10 protein-coding genes and 2 pseudogenes are annotated in these 18,231 nt (G+C 38.9%); 1 reads left to right on the forward strand and 11 read right to left on the reverse strand.

Annotated elements, in window-relative coordinates; all coding sequences use genetic code 11:
* Positions 1–109: 109 nt before the first annotated feature.
* From P375_RS12940 to prpB, 3 genes and pseudogenes are all read right to left on the reverse strand, one after another.
* Positions 110–778: pseudogene (locus P375_RS12940) on the reverse strand (citrate/2-methylcitrate synthase).
* Positions 779–795: 17 nt separating this feature from the next.
* Positions 796–1,224: a citrate/2-methylcitrate synthase gene (locus P375_RS12680; RefSeq protein ID WP_234702172.1), complete on the reverse strand. Its 429-nt coding sequence runs from the start codon at positions 1,222–1,224 to the stop codon at positions 796–798.
* A 55-nt stretch (positions 1,225–1,279) separates the two neighbouring features.
* Entirely contained in the window at positions 1,280–2,167 is an 888-nt protein-coding gene (prpB, locus tag P375_RS00690) for a methylisocitrate lyase (RefSeq protein ID WP_039133193.1), read from the reverse strand.
* 443 nt (positions 2,168–2,610) lie between these two features.
* Here prpB and acs point away from each other — a divergent pair.
* Positions 2,611–4,575 (forward strand): annotated as a pseudogene (gene acs / locus P375_RS00695) (acetate--CoA ligase).
* Between the two features lie 59 nt (positions 4,576–4,634).
* Here acs and P375_RS00700 read toward each other — a convergent pair.
* The 8 genes from P375_RS00700 to P375_RS00735 all read right to left on the reverse strand — a co-directional run bounded on the left by P375_RS00700 (position 4,635) and on the right by P375_RS00735 (position 18,148).
* Positions 4,635–6,095 carry a catalase gene (locus P375_RS00700; RefSeq protein WP_039133197.1) on the reverse strand — a complete coding sequence of 487 codons (1,461 nt, stop codon included), beginning with the start codon at positions 6,093–6,095 and terminating at the stop codon, positions 4,635–4,637.
* A 321-nt stretch (positions 6,096–6,416) separates the two neighbouring features.
* The gene (locus tag P375_RS00705; RefSeq protein ID WP_039133200.1) at positions 6,417–7,844 is read right to left on the reverse strand and encodes an FAD-dependent oxidoreductase; all 1,428 of its coding nucleotides are present in this window, start codon (positions 7,842–7,844) and stop codon (positions 6,417–6,419) included.
* A gap of 57 nt (positions 7,845–7,901) precedes the next feature.
* Entirely contained in the window at positions 7,902–12,368 is a 4,467-nt protein-coding gene (gltB, locus tag P375_RS00710; RefSeq protein WP_039133203.1) for a glutamate synthase large subunit, read from the reverse strand.
* 378 nt (positions 12,369–12,746) lie between these two features.
* Positions 12,747–13,853 (reverse strand): Gfo/Idh/MocA family protein, encoded by a 1,107-nt coding sequence (locus tag P375_RS00715; protein ID WP_039133205.1) that lies wholly within the window; start codon positions 13,851–13,853, stop codon positions 12,747–12,749.
* 30 nt (positions 13,854–13,883) lie between these two features.
* The gene (locus P375_RS00720; protein ID WP_013745353.1) at positions 13,884–14,717 is read right to left on the reverse strand and encodes a carbohydrate ABC transporter permease; all 834 of its coding nucleotides are present in this window, start codon (positions 14,715–14,717) and stop codon (positions 13,884–13,886) included.
* 1 nt (position 14,718) lies between these two features.
* Complete coding sequence (locus P375_RS00725) at positions 14,719–15,597, reverse strand: carbohydrate ABC transporter permease (RefSeq protein ID WP_039133208.1); 879 nt, start codon at positions 15,595–15,597, stop codon at positions 14,719–14,721.
* A 73-nt stretch (positions 15,598–15,670) separates the two neighbouring features.
* Positions 15,671–17,020, reverse strand: coding sequence for an ABC transporter substrate-binding protein (locus P375_RS00730; RefSeq protein ID WP_039085898.1), 1,350 nt, complete (start codon positions 17,018–17,020; stop codon positions 15,671–15,673).
* Between the two features lie 27 nt (positions 17,021–17,047).
* A complete protein-coding gene (locus P375_RS00735) occupies positions 17,048–18,148 on the reverse strand; it encodes an ABC transporter ATP-binding protein (protein ID WP_039085896.1) in 1,101 nt (366 codons plus the stop codon).
* Positions 18,149–18,231: the final 83 nt, after the last annotated feature.

The following is an 18,231-nucleotide window of genomic DNA, read 5'->3' on the forward strand; positions in this document are numbered from 1 at the left end:
CAGCGGATCATTTTATTTTTAATCGGACTTTTCAGGGTAATGTCATTATTACCCTGTACCACAAATCACGATAAATTAAGTTAGCAAAACTGCTAACTTAATTTTAGCTTTATTCTCTTTCTGATAAAGGAATAAATGCTCTTGGTGCCGGGCCGGTATATTCAGAATTAGGTCGAATAATTTTATTATTTGCTCTTTGTTCAAATGCGTGTGCAGCCCAACCTGCGGCACGAGACATAATAAATAACGGCGTATAATATAAACGTTCAATTTCCATATAGTGATAAATTAAACCACCAAAGAAATCGATATTATCCGGTAAACCTTTTTCCGCTTTTACTTTGTCACGAATCGCTTTAGCAATATCAAATAATTTCGGATCAGACGTTTCCAACTCTTTCAATTCTGAAGCCAACTCAAACCCGACCGGTGATCTTGGATCCAAATCACGATAAACGCGATGACCGAATCCCATAATTTTTTCTTTTCTGGCAAAGAGTTCGTCAACGGATTTTAACGCTTGTTCCACGCTATCAAATTACAATACAAATTTAACCGCAACTTCATTAGCACCACCGTGTAAGCGTCCTTTTAAGGCAGCAATACCAGCAGTGATGCAGGAATAAATATCGGATAAAGTAGAAGCCGCAATTCTGTTGGCAAAGGTAGAGGCATTGAATTCGTGTTCAGCATAAAGCGTTAACATTGCATTCATTGCTTTAACTTCAATATCTAACGGTTTTTTCACTTTTAATCTTTCTAAGATATAACCTGCCATTGTAGTTTGCTCGGAAATCAGATCGATCTCCTTACCGTGCTTATGCCAGTGATGCCAATAGATAAGATAAGAAAAGAAGGGAGCGCACCTAATAAGCGAATCGCTTTCGGTAATTGATCTGAAAAATCCTCTTTTTCCGGTTCAACACACCCCAATGCAGAGGTTGCTGTTCGCATAACATCCATTGGATGGGAAGAAGCCGGAATTGACTTAAGTACATTCTTAACTGCAATCGGTAACTCTCTTGCAGCAATAATTTTTCTTCTAAAGTCATTTAATTGTTTCTGATTAGGTAATTCGCCAACTAAAAGAAGATAAGCGACTTCTTCAAAATCCGCTTTTAATGCCAGATCCTGTATCGCATATCCACGATAATTCAAACCATTTCCTAATCCACATGTACAGATTGCAGAACTTCCTGCGGTAATGCCCGCTAAACCACTCATTTTTGCCCCCTTAGTAGCATTTGATGAATTTCAGATAGAAAGCCTTACTTCTCAACTACTTAGCTTTGCCTTTGGAAAATAATTCGTCCATTTTTTGCTCATAAGCGTGATAATTCAACATATCGTATAATTCCATCCTTGTTTGCATGGTATCCAACACATCCTTTTGTGTTCCTTTCTCTTTCAATTCTTGATAAACGTGTAATGCAGCTTTATTCATTGCTCGAAATGCAGATAATGGATACAGCACCATCGACACACCAACCGAAGCCAACTCATCCACTGTAAATAAAGGTGTTGCACCGAATTCGGTAATATTGGCTAAAACCGGTACCTTTACCGCCTCAACAAACTGTTTGTACTCTTCCAACGTATGAATTGCTTCCGCAAAAATCGCATCCGCTCCAGCCTCAACATAAGCTTTAGCACGAGAAATTGCTGCTTCCTGACCTTCACTAGCGTGCGCATCTGTTCTCGCTATAATAAAAAAGTCCGGATCCAATTGTTGTTTTGCATCCACTGCCGCTTTGATGCGATCACACATTTCTTCTGTGAAAACCAATTCTTTATTCGGTCTATGGCCACATCGTTTCGCCGCAACCTGATCCTCAATATGTAAACCGGCTGCTCCTGCTCTGATAAATTCTTTAACTGTTCTAGCAACATTAAATGCGTGCCCCCAACCGGTATCTGCATCGACAATCAACGGTGTATCACAAACTGCGGTAATACGTCTGATATCAACACAAACATCTTCGATCATTGTCATTCCCAAATCCGGTAATCCATAAGAGGCATTGGCAATCCCACCACCTGATAAATAGATTGCTTTATGCCCCACTCTCGTTGCCTGCAAAGCCTGATAAGCGTTAATAGTTCCAACAATTTGTAATGGTGATGTTTGCTTTAAAACTTCTCTAAATTTTTTACCTGCACTGTTCATACATATATCCTCAAAATAAAGTTAAATTTGGGTATGTATAATTTCTATACACAAAGAATGTAGCATTTTAATTTATTTGTTTGAAACATATTTTTAATAAAAAATAAAAATTAACATTTATTAAATTTGTTTAAAATTTGCTATTAAATTTGATTAATCTAGTTTATTAATAAAAATAAAATCAATAAATTCATAAAGATAAAACAATAAAACCAATATTTTTTTATTAACTCTTTAGCGTTAATATCCTTTTTTAAAGATTTATTTTTATTTCTTTTTAATCACATTTTTTAAAAATGTGATCTATATACCAAAATTTAATTAACTTTTATTTGATCATTTTTTAACTTTTATATAACGTAATAAAAACAAAGGCAAAAATATTTGGCGATTCGTCAGCAGTGCATCGCTTTTTTTATCCACCATCGATAAAGGAGATGATTATGCAGCAAATAGATTCTGTTCTTAAAGAAACTCGTGTTTTCCCGCCAAGTAATGACTTCCGTCAACAGGCAAATATTGGCGATGACGAGAAATACCAACAATTATGGGATTTTGCCGATAAGGATTATGTGAATTATTGGGCAGATCTGGCACGAGAACTCATCAGTTGGAAAAAACCGTTTGTAACGCCGTTTGACGGCAGCAATGCGCCGTTTTATAAATGGTTTATTGATGGAAAACTCAATGTTTCTTGGAACTGTTTGGATCGCCATTTACCGGATAAAGGCGACAAAATTGCGATTTTGTTTGAATCTGATTTTGGTCAGGTCAATACTTACACCTATAAACAGCTACACAATCGCGTCTGTCGTTTTGCCAACGCTTTACGTGAACAAGGTATCAAAAAAGGTGATCGCGTAATTATTTATATGCCGATGATCGTTGAAGCGGTGATTGCAATGCAAGCGTGTGCAAGAATCGGAGCAATTCACTCTGTCGTATTCGGTGGTTTCTCCGCCAGTGCTTTACGTGATCGTATTGAAGATGCTCAGGCTAAAATGGTGATTACTGCTAATGGTAGCTTACGCGGCGGTAGAATTATTCCATTAAAAGAGATTGTTGACGAATCATTGGAAATCGGCTGAAAATCTGTTGAAAAAGTCATTGTTTATTACCGTTTAAATGTTGACACTCCGTGGAATGAAGAACGTGATTTTTGGTGGCACGAATTAACAATGCATCAACCTGATTTCTGCGAACCTGAATGGATGGATGCAGAAGATCCATTATTTATTCTGTATACCTCAGGGTCAACCGGTAAACCAAAAGGCATTGTTCATAGCACTGCCGGTTATTTATTAGTGGTTATTCATCACTTCCGCAATTTGATGGATTATAAACCTAACGATGTATTTTGGTGTACCGCTGATGTAGGTTGGATTACTGGTCACTCATTAGTCTGTTATGGCCCGCTTTCAAGCGGTGCAACCCAAGTGTTGTATGAAGGTGTGCCAAGTTATCCGGATGCAGGACGTATTTGGCGTATTATTCAACGTCATAAAGTAACCGTTTTCCATACTTCACCCACTTTACTTCGCTCGTTAACACGTTTCGGCGATCAAATTCCGAAAAAATATGCTCTCTCTTCATTGCGTTTACTTGGTACGGCAGGTGAACCGATTAACCCGTCTGCCTGGATGTGGTATCACGAAGTGATTGGAAAAGGTAAATGCCCTATTGTCGATACTTGGTGGCAAACTGAAACCGGTACAATTATGTTATCACCATTACCTGGTATTAACCCATTAAAACCGGGTTCTTGTGCTCTACCTCAACCGGGTATTATGGCGGACGTTGTCAATGAACAAGGTGAAAAAATTGAAAAAGGTAAAGGTGGCTTATTAGTGATTAAACGCCCTTTCCCTTGTATGGTTCGTACTATTTGGAATGACGATGAACGTTATAAGAAAACCTATTTCCCTGAAGAGTTAGGAGGTAAATATTATGTAACCGGCGATACTGCCTATCGTGATGAAGATGGTTATTTCTGGATTTTAGGAAGAACGGATGATGTTATTAACGTTTCTGGTCACCGTTTAGGTACAATGGAAATTGAATCTGCATTAGTGGCAAATGAAAAAGTAGCCGAAGCGGCAGTGGTTGGTAAACCAGATGAAATTAAAGGTGAATCAATTGTGGCATTTGTGGTGCTTAATCAGGCAACCATTGACGATGATGAAGCCAAACAGGTGGCAGAAGAATTGAAATTATGGGTATCTCAAGAAATCGGTAAAATTGCCCGACCTGAAGATATTCGTTTTGCCGACAATTTGCCGAAAACTCGATCCGGCAAAATTATGCGTCGCCTACTACGTTCTATTGCGAAAAATGAAATGATTACACAAGATGTTTCAACTTTGGAAAACCCTCAAATTATCGGTCAGTTACAACGTCAAATTCTATAACCTGAAAACAACATAACCCTCAAAAAAATCGGGAAACATTTCCCGATTTTTTATTAAATTTATAAGCCCAATGCTTTTCTTACGCCTTCTCCATATTCAGGATCACATTTCGTACAGTTATCAATATGACGTTGCTTAATAAAATCAGGAGCATCGCCCATTGCTCGAGCTGTATTTTCAAATAACGCTTGCTTCTGTTCTGCTGTCATCAAACGGAACAAAGCACGAGGTTGGCTAAAATAATCATTATCATCTTCACGATAATCCCAGAAATCCGCATCACCGTTAATTTTAAGTGGTGGTTCTTTATATTGAGGTTGTTGTTGCCACTGTCCAAAACTATTCGGTTCATAATGAGGCAAACTGCCATAGTTTCCATCCACGCGACCTTGTCCATCACGATGATTACTATGTACCGGACAACGTGCTCTGTTCACCGGAATTTGATGATAATTTACACCTAAACGATAGCGTTGTGCATCTGCATAGTTAAATAGACGTGCCTGCAACATTCTATCAGGAGAAACACTAATTCCCGGAACTAGATTACTTGGTGCAAATGCAGATTGCTCAACATCTAAGAAAAAATTCTCCGGATTACGGTTTAACTCAAACTCACCAACTTCTATCAGAGGATAATCCTTATGTGGCCAAACTTTGGTTAAATCAAATGGGTGATAAGGTACTTTTTCTGCATCCTGTTCCGGCATAATTTGGACATACATCGTCCATTTTGGAAAATCACCACGCTCAATCGATTCATATAGATCACGCTGGTGGCTTTCACGATCTTTACCAATTAAAGCTTCCGCTTCTGCATCTGTTAAATTTTTAATCCCTTGTTGAGTTTTAAAATGGAATTTTACCCAAAAACGCTCATTCTCCGCGTTGATAAAACTATACGTATGTGATCCGAAACCATTCATATGCCGATAACTTGCCGGAATACCACGATCACTCATAACAATAGTGATTTGATGAAGCGCTTCCGGTAACAATGTCCAGAAATCCCAATTATAAGTAGCTGAACGTAAATTTGTTCGCGGATCACGTTTCACGGCTTTATTTAAATCTGGAAACTTACGCGGATCACGAATAAAAAAGACCGGCGTATTATTGCCGACTAAATCCCAGTTTCCTTCTTCAGTATAAAATTTTAAAGCAAATCCTCGAATGTCTCGCTCTGCATCTGCCGCTCCACGTTCACCTGCTACGGTCGTAAAACGGGCAAACATTTCTGTTTTTTTACCAACTTCACTAAAAATTTTAGCTCGAGTATATTTTGTAATATCGTGTGTTACCGTAAAAGTACCGAATGCACCAGAACCTTTAGCGTGCATTCTGCGTTCAGGAATTACTTCTCTAACAAAATTAGCCAACTTCTCCTGTAACCAAATATCTTGTGCCAATAATGGGCCTCGAGGACCTGCGGTTAAACTGTTTTGATTATCTACCACCGGCGCACCGAAATCCGTGGTTAGATGGGTTACCGGGCATTTCCCCTTGAATTTTTCACTCATAATATTTTCTCCCTGATAGTATGATGTCTTCATTTTTACGATAAAAATGAGACTAAAAAATTATATTTACTATAAAAAAGGATACTTATATTAAATTAATAGGTTAATAACAAACATTATTAATTAGTTTTAAAAATCAATAACATAAAAATCAATAGAATTAATCTTTTAAAATAATAGAAATTATAGAATACTTGATACGGAGCCAAGTGAATTGAAATATACCTGACAATTTACCTTTTCAAGGGATAATACCGTCCGGCATAAAAAATCTGCACTTCAAGAAAACTTAAAGTGCAGATAATATTGTTATTCGACTATTTAAATACCAAAATAATCCAAAATTCCTTTAGCTGCATCTCTGCCTTCCGCTATTGCGGTAACAACTAAATCAGAACCTCTGGTTACATCACCACCGGCGAATACTTTCGGATTAGCGGTTTGTTGCTTAAATTCACCTTTTGCTTCAATACGTCCTCGAGCATCGGTAGTAACACCAACATCGACAAGAAACGGCATCTGATGTGGTGCAAAGCCGAAAGCAATGATCACTGCATCACAAGGAATAATACGTTCACTACCTTCAATGATTTCTGCTCGACGACGACCATTTTGATCCGGTTCACCCATTGTTGTTTCCACTACTTCAATGCCGGTAACGCGACCGTTTTCAGTATGAACAGCAACAGGTTCTGCTGCAATTGCCACCGGTTGGGCATTAAATTGAAACTGCACTCCCTCTTCTTTCGCATTAATAAACTCTTTACGGCTTCCCGGCATATTGGCTTGATCTCGACGATACACGCAAGTAACTTCAGTAGCCTGTTGACGTATAGAAGTACGAACACAATCCATTGCTGTATCGCCACCGCCCAGCACTACCACACGTTTTCCAGCCATAGAAACATAATTATCCGGGTTTTGCCCTAGTAACTGCTGTGTATTGGCGATTAAAAAAGGCAATGCAGAATAAACGCCTTCCGCATCTTCATTCGGAATATTGGCTTTCATTCCTTGATAAGTCCCTACCCCAAGAAAAACGGCATCATACTGTTCAATAATCTCGGATAACTGAATATCTTCACCAATATTGACTCCCAATTTAAACTCAATTCCCATTTCTGTGAAAATTTCACGACGGCGTTTCATCACCTCTTTTTCAAGTTTAAATGCAGGAATACCGTAAGTCAGCAGACCACCAATTTCAGCCTGACGCTCATAAACTGTAACAGCAACACCATTTCTAATCAGCTGTTCTGCACAACCCAATCCTGCCGGACCAGCGCCAATTACCGCCACCCGTTTGCCGCTTTTTTCAACATTGTTGACTTTAGGTCGCCATCCCATTTCAAATGCAGTTTCAGTAATATATTTTTCAATATTACCAATCGTTACCGCACCAAATTCGGCATTTAAGGTGCAGGCCCCCTCACACAAACGATCCTGAGGACAAACTCGACCACATACTTCAGGTAATGTATTAGTTTCGTGTGCTAATTCCGCCGCCTCAATAATGCGTCCTTCATAGGTTAACTTTAACCAATCCGGAATATTATTATGTAACGGACAACGATGTTGGCAATATGGATTACCACAGGCTAAACAGCGATCAGCTTGTGCTTTTGCCTGTGATTCATCAAAAATTTGATAAATTTCAATAAATTTTGTTTTACGTTGTTCTAACGATTTTTTCTGAGGGTCAATCCTAGGTAAATCAATAAACTGATAAATATTTCCTTGCTGGCTCATTGTTTTTTCCTTTTACTTGTCTGAGAGCGACCGGGATTTCTCCCGGACGATGGAAAATTACTGTGTTACCACACCAAGCTCATTGACGGTGCGGCGTTGATGCCCTAATAACGCATTGAGATCATTTGCTTTTGGCTTGACTAATACAAACTTATCAGCGAAATCACTCCAATTATTCAAAATGCGTTCTGCTAACGGACTATGTGTTTCATCGTGATGATGTACTAATAATCCACGCAAATGCTCTTGATAGATAGGCAATTCGACAATCGATAATCCCTCGACTAAATCAGGATTAATACGACTACGGAATTTACCATCAACATCAAGCACATAGGCAAAACCACCCGTCATACCTGCACCGAAATTAATACCAGTTTTACCCAACACACAAACCACTCCGCCAGTCATATATTCACAGCCATTATCCCCAATGCCTTCAACCACCGCAGTTGCGCCAGAGTTACGCACTGCAAAACGTTCACCAACACGACCGGAGGCAAATAAACTTCCTCCTGTCGCACCATAAAGGCAAGTATTACCAGCAATTGTCGATAATTCAGCTTTGAAACTTACTCCTGTATGAGGACGAATAACAATTTTTCCTCCAGCCATACCTTTACCGACATAGTCATTGGCATCACCAGTCAAATATAAGCTCACACCGCCAGCTAACCATACTCCAAAACTTTGTCCAACTGTACCGTTTAAGAGAATATCCACTTTCTTGCGTGCATGACCGTTATTACCATATTTATTCGCAATCATACCGGATAAGGTTGCACCGACAGAACGATCTGTATTATTAACATCAAAGGTCAAATCAAGATGCTGTTCATCGTTATAATCAAACGCATCACCAACTTCTTTCAAAATTGCTTTATTCAGTAATCCCTTATCCATAGGTGGATTACTTTGCGTACAATATCTTGCACTGCCTGCTGGCACTTGCGGTGCATACAACAATTTCTGTAAATCTAAACCGCGCTGTTTTGTGGTTTTCCCCTCAATAATCGTTAATAAATCAGTACGTCCAATCAAATCCGTTAATTTTTCAACACCTAATTTTGCCAGCCATTCACGCACATCCTGTGCAATAAATTTAAAGTAATTCATCGCTTTTTCCGGCAAGCCGTGATAATGCTCATTACGCAATTTTTCATCTTGAGTTGCAATACCGGTTGCACAGTTATTTAAATGACAAATTCTGAGATAACGACAACCTAATGCAATCATCGGCCCAGTACCAAAACCAAAACTTTCCGCACCCAAAATAGCCGCTTTAATCACATCTAAACCAGTTTTCAATCCGCCATCAACTTGCAAACGAACTTTATGACGAAGATTATTTTCAACTAATGCCTGTTGAGCTTCTGCCAATCCCAGCTCCCAAGGAGAACCGGCATATTTCACACTGGATAACGGACTTGCTCCCGTACCACCATCATAACCAGCAATTGTAATTAAATCGGCATAAGCCTTAGCAACACCAGTTGCGATTGTGCCAACACCCGGTAAAGATACTAATTTAACAGAAATCAATGCCTTAGGATTAATCTGTTTCAAATCAAAGATTAATTGCGCTAAATCTTCGATTGAATAAATATCGTGATGAGGCGGTGGAGAGATCAATGTTGATCCCGGCACAGCATAACGCAATTGAGCAATATAAGGCGTTACTTTGTCGCCCGGTAATTGACCTCCTTCACCCGGTTTTGCGCCTTGAGCAACTTTAATCTGAATCACATCTGCACTCATTAAGTATGCTGGTGTTACACCAAATCGACCAGATGCCACTTGTTTAATTCGGGAAACTTTTTCTGTGCCATAACGACGAGGATCTTCTCCGCCTTCACCTGAATTGGAATAGCCACCAAGACGATTCATTGCTATCGCCAAAGCTTCGTGAGCTTCAGGACTTAATGCGCCAATACTCATCGCCGCAGTATCAAAACGTTTATATAGATTTTCTGCCGGCTCAACTTTATCAACCGCAATCGCCTTGCTTTCATCAATATTTAATTGTAATAAATCACGGATAGTTGCCACTGGACGGTTATTAACGGTATCAGCATATTTCTGATAAATTCGATAATCACCACTGTTTACTGCCTGTTGTAAATAGTTCACTACCTCAGGATTATAAGCGTGATATTCACCGTCAGGTTTATACTTCAACAAACCGCCTGTCGGCAATGCTTGGCTTGCACGCCACGCATCACGTTGCAAACACTGCATATCCTGATCCAAATCAGCAAAAGAAGCACCCTCAATACGGCAAGTAATCCGTTTAAAACATAATTCAACAATCTCTTTATTAAAACCAACCGCTTCAAATAAATGTGCACAACGATAAGATGAAATAGTTGAAATCCCCATCTTGGAGATAATTTTATAAAGCCCTTTGTCAATTCCTTTGCGAAAGTTCAACAAAACAGTGCGTAGTGGTTTAGTAATCGCACCACCTGCCACCATTTCACTTAAACTTTCGTATGCAAGATACGGATAAACTGCAGTCGCTCCTAATCCTAATAAAACAGCAAAGTGATGAGGATTTCGCGCTGAACCAGTTTCAACAATAATATTGGAATCACAACGAAGATTTTTTTCTACTAAACGTTGTTGCACCGCACCAACAGACAGTGCCGCAGGAATCGGCACTCTAAACGGAGAAATTCCACGATCCGATAAAATCAGCAATACAGTACCGTTGCGAGCCGCCTGCTCGGCTCTATCTGCCAACTCTTCTATCGCCTGTTTTAAACCAACCGATTTAGGCTCATAAGTTGCATCCAAAATTTCGTGTTTGTAATATTCCTGTGATAAAGCGAGCAATTGCTGCATATCAGAATAAAGCAATACCGGTGATTTAAAATTTACACGATGAGACATCCCTTCCGTTTCAAAGAAAACACTCATCTCCTGACCAATGCTGGTATTAAGACTCATCACGTGTGCTTCACGAAGCGGATCTATAGGTGGATTGGTAACCTGTGCAAAATACTGACGGAAATAGTCATAAATTACTCGTGGATGAGTAGATAACACAGCAAATGGTGTGTCATCTCCCATTGAACCAACTGCTTCTTGACCATTTTCTCCTAGTACACGTAATAAATTTTCTAATTCTTCTTTGTTATAAGCGAATTGTTTTTGATAGGTGAGGAGCTGTTGTGGCGAAAATTCCGCCTTGCCAATCTTCTCATCAGGTATCTCTTCAAACGGTACTAAACGGTGAACATTACGCTCCAACCATTCACGATATGGATGGCGTTCTTTCAACTCTTTATCAATCTCTTGAGAATGAATTAATTTACCGTGTTCGGTATCTATTACCAACAGTTCTCCCGGTCCAATACGCCCTTTCTCAATCACTTCATCTGGCGCATAGTCCCAAATCCCCACCTCACTGGCGATCGTAATTAATTTATCTTGTGTAATGACATAACGTGCCGGACGCAAACCGTTACGATCAAGATTACAAGCAACGTGACGCCCATCGCTCAATACAATTCCTGCCGGTCCATCCCAAGGCTCCATATGCATTGAGTTAAAGTCATAGAATGCTCTCAAATCATCATCCATATCCGGATTATGTTGCCACGCAGGTGGAATAAGCAAACGCATTGCACGGAATAAGTCCATACCTCCGTTAACAAACAATTCAAGCATATTGTCTAAAGAACTTGAGTCTGACCCTGTTTCATTAACAAAAGGTGCAATAGTCTGTAAGTCAGGGATAAGTGGAGTATGATATTTATAAGCACGCGCTCTTGCCCACGCACGATTACCAGAAATAGTATTGATTTCACCATTATGTGCTAAATAACGGAATGGCTGCGCCAATTTCCATTTTGGTAAAGTATTGGTTGAAAAACGTTGATGGAATAAACAAATCCCACTTTCCATACGTAAATCAGCCAAATCAAGATAGAATTTCGGCAAATCTTTCGGAATACATAAGCCTTTATAAATAATGATCTGGCTTGAAAAACTACAGATGTAAAAATCAGGATGATCAATTCGCTTTTCGATACGGCGACGTGCCATAAATAGACGACGTTCCATATCCTTTATGCCCCAACCGGCAGGAACATTAACAAAAACCTGCTTAATTGCCGGCAAACTTGCCGCCGCAATAGATCCCAATACAGCAGGATTAATAGCAACATCACGCCAAGCTGTAATTGTCAGCGTTTCTTTAGTTAATTCTTCTTTGATAATTGCTTGATATTGCTCGATCAACTGCGGATCTGTCGGGAAAAAGATCTGTCCAACACCAAAATTTTTATTTAATTTAAATCCCTGTTCTTCAGCAATAAAATGAAAAAAACGTTTTGGCATTTGCAAGTGTAAGCCACAGCCATCACCAGTTTTACCATCAGACAATACCGCACCACGATGCTGCATTCTGGATAAACCTAAAATTGCTGTACGCACAACTTTATGACTTTGCTCACCTTCAAGATGGGCAATTAAGCCAAAGCCACAGTTCTCACGAACTTCATCTTTGTTATAAAGCATATGGATTCCTTAATGTTGTGTTTGTTTTATTATTGTAAGAGGATTTTGAACATACCAAAAAATATCAACAGTGGCAAAATTTTTTTGATAAATTTTATCATCTTTCTTCTTTTATTAATCTTTATCTTATTTTTAATCATTTTATTTATGGTTTAGTTAATAAATTCCATTTTAATTAGATGATAACTATTCTCAAATACTTTGATGTTTGAATATTAAAATTTCCCTTCAGTATCTCCTTGAGACAATCTCTTTTACCGAAAATGGTGTTAATGCCAAGTATTCATAGATCTATCAATCTGAAATCAAATTATAAAAAAATAGCCAACAACTCAGAGGTATTGTTGGCTATTTGATTAACGCAATGAAATTTACTGATTATGAATGCAGAATTTCACTTAATTCCACTTTTCGATTTTCATATCTGGATCTAGTACAAGCGTCTGCGGTGGCAATCGCCGCTCTTGCTGCCTCTCCAGTAAGCAATTTTTCAAATTCTTTACTTGGTTTCATACCGTGCATAATGTCATTTAAGTATTTCATTTCTTTACGCATTACGGAATTAAGCCAAAGCGGTGTACGTTTGCCAGGATGCCCATATTGAATAGCACCGTCCATTTCTGTACTGGTATAAATTCTGGTACGATCATCATCTTCTTCTTGGCTTTCGTGAATCAAAAAATGGCTATCTTTGCCGTCCACACGTAAAGTGCCGCCACAATGGAACATATCCAATTTAATCGCACCTTTTTCCCCTTGAATCAGCACATAATGTTCTCCCCAGCGGAAAGCTGATCCCCATTCCAATACAGCAAATCTACCATCATCAAACTCAAGATTGAGGAATAACATATCATCTTCATCACCAAATTGTTCTCCTTGATGAGCGACATTTCCTGCTGTCATCGTAACCGTTTTCGGCATTCCCCCCATTAAAAATTGAACACAATCCAATTCGTGAATATGGTGATATAAATGTCCGCCTGATTTTTCTCTCATTTTTTTCCAAGAAATAGAAGGCTGAACATCCTCCCAACCATTACGTGCGGTATGGCAATAAAGTACTTTCCCGATCACACCTTGGTTAATCAACTCTTTAGCGTGATGCACGCCATTAAAGAAATTCATAATATGCCCTGCCATAAAGACTACGCCGTTCTCCTCGCAGGCTCTGACCATTTCATCGCAGTCTTGATAACTTAGTGCAATCGGCTTTTCACAAAAAACGTGTTTTTTATATTTTGCTGCAAGTAATACGGGTTCTTTATGTAAGTAATTCGGTGTTGCCACAATCACACAATCCACATCCGCACGAGATACCGCATCCTCTAACGAATCGGCTGCTTCACAACCTAATTCTTTAGCGACCGCTTTACCATTTTCTGGATCATAAACAACCACCACTTTTGCATCATCATTTTCATTCATAATTCTGGCTAAATCTGCACCAAAATAGCCGACACCAATCACAGCATAATTTGTCATTTTATTTCTCCTAAAAGAATAGATATAAGTTTATTTCACTGAGCCTTCAGAAAGCCCACCTGCAATTTTGTTCTGGATAAAGGTGAAGAACAGCACGGACGGCAATACAACCAAGACAGAAGCCGCCATCATATCACCCCAATCTAAAATCTCTGCACCATTTAATGAACGTAATGCTACCGCTACTGTCATTTTGCTCGTATCGTTTACTAAAATAAGAGCATATAAGAACTCATTCCACGCATTAATAAAGGTATAAATTGCCGTTGCTACAATGCCGGGCGCAACTAATGGCAATACAATTTTGAAAAACACGGTAAATTTATTTGCACCATCAATCCGCGCAGCTTCTTCAATTTCGATAGGAACGGTTCGGAAAAATCCAACCAACAACCAGACCGCATAAGGCACACTAAATGAGAGATAGACCACAATAAGCCCAGTCATTGTATTGGTTAGTCCAACTTTCGCCATTGCGATGGAATAAGGAATTGCCAATAGAATTGGTGGAAAAATATAGGTAGTAACCAATAATTTCGACATTACTGCCCCCAATTTCGGGAAAAATCGAACAATGCCATAAGCCGCCATTGCTGAAATGATGATAGCAATTAATGTTGTAATTAAGGCAATAACCAAACTATTTTGAATATTAACGATAAAATGTAAGTCGTTAATCACGTGTTCAAAATAGTCCAAGGTAAACACCTTTGGCCAAAAACGGGTGGGTTCACTGGTTAATTCACCTTTACCTTTGATAGAAGAAATGATAATCCAGACTAAAGGAAATACTGCAACTACTGTTGCAATTAATAAAAACAGATGTGCAACAATATCACCTAAAATCGATTTTTTCGTTTTCATTTTATTCCCCCTCTTTTTCCCAACGGCTAATCACTTTGAAATAGATAAAGCAAATAAGTAATAGGAAGATAAATAGCAGCACCGTTACCGCAGAAGAACGACCAAGCATTTTGGTTCCCCAGCCCATATTGTAGGCAAAGATAGGTAAGGTCATTGTTGAGTTAGCTGGCCCACCACCCGTGATGAGATAGATAATGTCAAAGTTGTTAAACACCCAAACCGTGCGTAACACCACTAATAATCCAATCACCACTTTAATATGTGGAAGTGTAATATGGCGGAACACTTGCCACGCATTCGCACCGTCAATCTTCGCCGCTTCGTATTGTTCTTGTGGTACGGTTTGCAAGGCGGATAAAACGTTCACCATAATCAGTGGTGCGCCAAACCAAACGTTAATAAACACCAAGCTGACAAAAGCCCAAGTACTATCAGAAAGAAAGTGCGGCGCAATATCCATTAATCCGAGTTTCACAATCATATTCGGCAAATAGCCGTATACACCGTTTAAAATCCATTGCCAAGAAAAGGCAATAACAATAGTTGGAAATGCCCACGGAATAATTAATAAGATTTTGTATAACCATTGCAAATGACGAATACGATGTAATGCCATTGCTAGCGCAAATCCTACTAATACTTGTCCAACCAAAGAAAATACTGTCCATAAGATCGAATTAGAAAATGCTAACCAAAAACTAGGATCGTTAATTACCGCTATATAATTATCAAATCCAACAAACTTCCAGTTCGGCATAATCAAATTCTTATTGGTAAAGCTGTAAAAAATGCTTGATAAGAATGGATAGACGAATAATACCGATACCACTATCATCGCGGGCAGGACAAAAATCCACCTTGTATAGTTTTTTTGATACATAAAACCCCCTTCTCAGTTACTGAGAATCTGTATCTACTTTGAGGATAATGGGCGGCAATGACCGCCCTAGAATTTATTGAGCAACCGTTTCAAATAAAGTATTTAGCTGATCTTCTGCTTTTTTAGCGGCTACCATCGGATCTGTGCCATTCACTACAATATCTTGGAACATTGCTTCAATAATGTGCTGATTCGTTAATAAACCGCCTTGTACAGTTGGCCCATATTCATACCCTATTGCAGTGCCGGTTTGTACTGCATCTGAAATCACTTTTTCTGCATGAGAGAATTTTTTCACCATTAGGTTATCTCTATAAGCTGGCTCATTCGCAATATCTTTAAGAGCCGGTAACATTCCTACCGGAACTGAAGCAAGAAATTTAATATAACGATCCTTATCATAAAGCGTTTTAATAAAGGCTTTACTAACTTCAGGATGTTTTGAATGTTTCCAAACCACTAAAGGAATATTTGCTGTTTCCAAGCCATAATCAGGATCATTCACATCCATTTTTGGTACTGGGTAAGCATCAACAAAATCTAATAACTGTGGTGTATTCGCTTGAACACCGCCAATCTGGAAACCAGAGTTAAAATCAAACGCAGTTTTTCCTTGATAATACAAGGTCGCCTGTTGTAAGACATTGTAGTTAATAGAATCTTTCGGTGAAGTTTCTTTATACATTTTCACCCAGTATTTAATACCATCTTGTGGAATTTCACTGGTGAGGTCCACTTTTAGATCTTTAGTAAGCAAACTACCGCCACGGCTTTTCACATATAAATTCAAAAAGCGAGTTGCGATAAAATCATTCGTCCCCATTGGCACAGATAGACCATATACCCCATCTTTAGTTAATGCCTTAGCTGCCTGATACAACTCATCCCACGTTTTCGGCACGGATAATCCATTTTTCTCCAATAAATCTTTCCTAATCCACATCACTTGCGCGTGAGAATACAAAGGAAGCGAATAATTATTCTCTCCTACAGTCCCCTCATTGATTGCAGCCGTAGAAAATCTATCTCGACCTAAATCATCAATCAAATCATTAATTGGAGATAATGCCTCAACATTAATCATCTCAACAACTTGATTCGGTAATGCTGTACTCAAATCCGGCACATTTCCTGAAGCTAATCCTGTTGTCCATTTGGTATAAAAATCATTCCAAGAAAAGGTTTCAATTTTAATTTTGACCTTCGGATTCTTTTGCATAAAGTCATTCGCTGCCTGTTGGATAATTTCCAAACGTGGTCCCTGAGTAAAAGAGTGCCACATCGTAATATCACCAGCTAACTCCGATGGTTCTGTACTCACATTTGTATTCGTAGTTTGTGATTTTTCATCTTTACAGCCATTTAGCACTAATGTGGCGAACACCACAGATGCTGCAACAGTTAATAATTTTTTGAATTTCATAACTCACCTCATATATATTAAGAGCGATTACAACAAGGCTTGCTCTGTGGTTGGATCAAAGAAATGAGCTCGCTTCATATCAAACGCAAGCGTGATTTGCTGCTCCATTTCAATTTTTTGCCGAGAATGGACGATCGCTTTTATCGATTGATTACCCAAACTGGTATGAACAATATATTCTGCACCTAACAACTCTGCGACATATACCGGTGCTGATACTCTCGCATTCTGATAAGAACCAAGTAATAACGGCTCATTAGAAACATTCTCGGGACGAATACCTAAAACGACCTCTTTACCCTCTTGACCTAGTGCCACTAGTTGCTGCCAGATTTCATCGGGAATAGCTAACTGATGATGATCCGCCGTCACAAAAGAGTGATTCTCTAACCATCCTTTTAAAAAGTTCATTGTGGGCGCCCCAATAAATCCGGCAACAAACAAATTAGCCGGTTTATCATAAATTTCTTTCGGCGTACCGATTTGTTGTACAATCCCTGCACTCATCACAACAATGCGATCTGCCATTGTCATTGCTTCGGTTTGATCGTGAGTCACATAAATCGTGGTCGCATTCAGTTTTTTATGAATCCGGATAATTTCTGCACGCATATTACTGCGCAACTTGGCATCTAAATTTGAAAGTGGTTCGTCCATCAAAAAGACCTTCGGTGAACGCACTATAGTTCTGCCTAAAGCAACACGTTGTCGCTGCCCTCCAGATAAAGCTTTCGGTTTACGATCCAGCAACTCATCTAAACCTAAAATAGTTGCTGCTTCACGCACTTTGCGGTCAATTTCCGCTTTATCAACGTTTCGTAATTTCAAAGCAAACGCCATATTTTCGTAAACAGTCATATGAGGATAAAGTGCATAAGATTGAAACACCATTGCGATGTCGCGATCTTTCGGCTCAACATCATTCACACGACGATCATCAATAGAAAAATCTCCTTCGGAAATATCCTCCAAACCAGCGATCATTCTTAATGTTGTTGATTTACCACAACCTGAAGGCCCAACTAACGCAATGAATTCTTTATCTGCCACTTCAAGATTAAAATCTTTCACAGCTTCAAAACCATTACGATAACGTTTATAAATATGTGATAAAGAAAGTGTTGCCATAACGTTTCCTTCTTCGTATTCAACTTAATATTTAACTGACAAAAAGTTAAAAATAAGCTACTATTTAAACAATATAGAGATAA

Source organism: Gallibacterium genomosp. 2 (genome assembly GCF_000771895.1).
In the GTDB taxonomy this organism is placed as follows: Bacteria; Pseudomonadota; Gammaproteobacteria; order Enterobacterales; family Pasteurellaceae; genus Gallibacterium.

Coding starts and splice junctions, on each gene's coding strand:
- prpB (WP_039133193.1), bottom strand. CDS start 2,167: ATGAACAGTGCAGGTAAAAAATTTAGAGAAGTTTTAAAGCAAACATCA.
- P375_RS00705 (WP_039133200.1), bottom strand. CDS start 7,844: ATGAGCCAGCAAGGAAATATTTATCAGTTTATTGATTTACCTAGGATT.
- P375_RS00725 (WP_039133208.1), bottom strand. CDS start 15,597: ATGTATCAAAAAAACTATACAAGGTGGATTTTTGTCCTGCCCGCGATG.
- P375_RS00730 (WP_039085898.1), bottom strand. CDS start 17,020: ATGAAATTCAAAAAATTATTAACTGTTGCAGCATCTGTGGTGTTCGCC.
- P375_RS00700 (WP_039133197.1), bottom strand. CDS start 6,095: ATGAGTGAAAAATTCAAGGGGAAATGCCCGGTAACCCATCTAACCACG.
- P375_RS00715 (WP_039133205.1), bottom strand. CDS start 13,853: ATGACAAATTATGCTGTGATTGGTGTCGGCTATTTTGGTGCAGATTTA.
- P375_RS12680 (WP_234702172.1), bottom strand. CDS start 1,224: ATGAGTGGTTTAGCGGGCATTACCGCAGGAAGTTCTGCAATCTGTACA.
- P375_RS00720 (WP_013745353.1), bottom strand. CDS start 14,717: ATGAAAACGAAAAAATCGATTTTAGGTGATATTGTTGCACATCTGTTT.
- gltB (WP_039133203.1), bottom strand. CDS start 12,368: ATGCTTTATAACAAAGATGAAGTTCGTGAGAACTGTGGCTTTGGCTTA.
- P375_RS00735 (WP_039085896.1), bottom strand. CDS start 18,148: ATGGCAACACTTTCTTTATCACATATTTATAAACGTTATCGTAATGGT.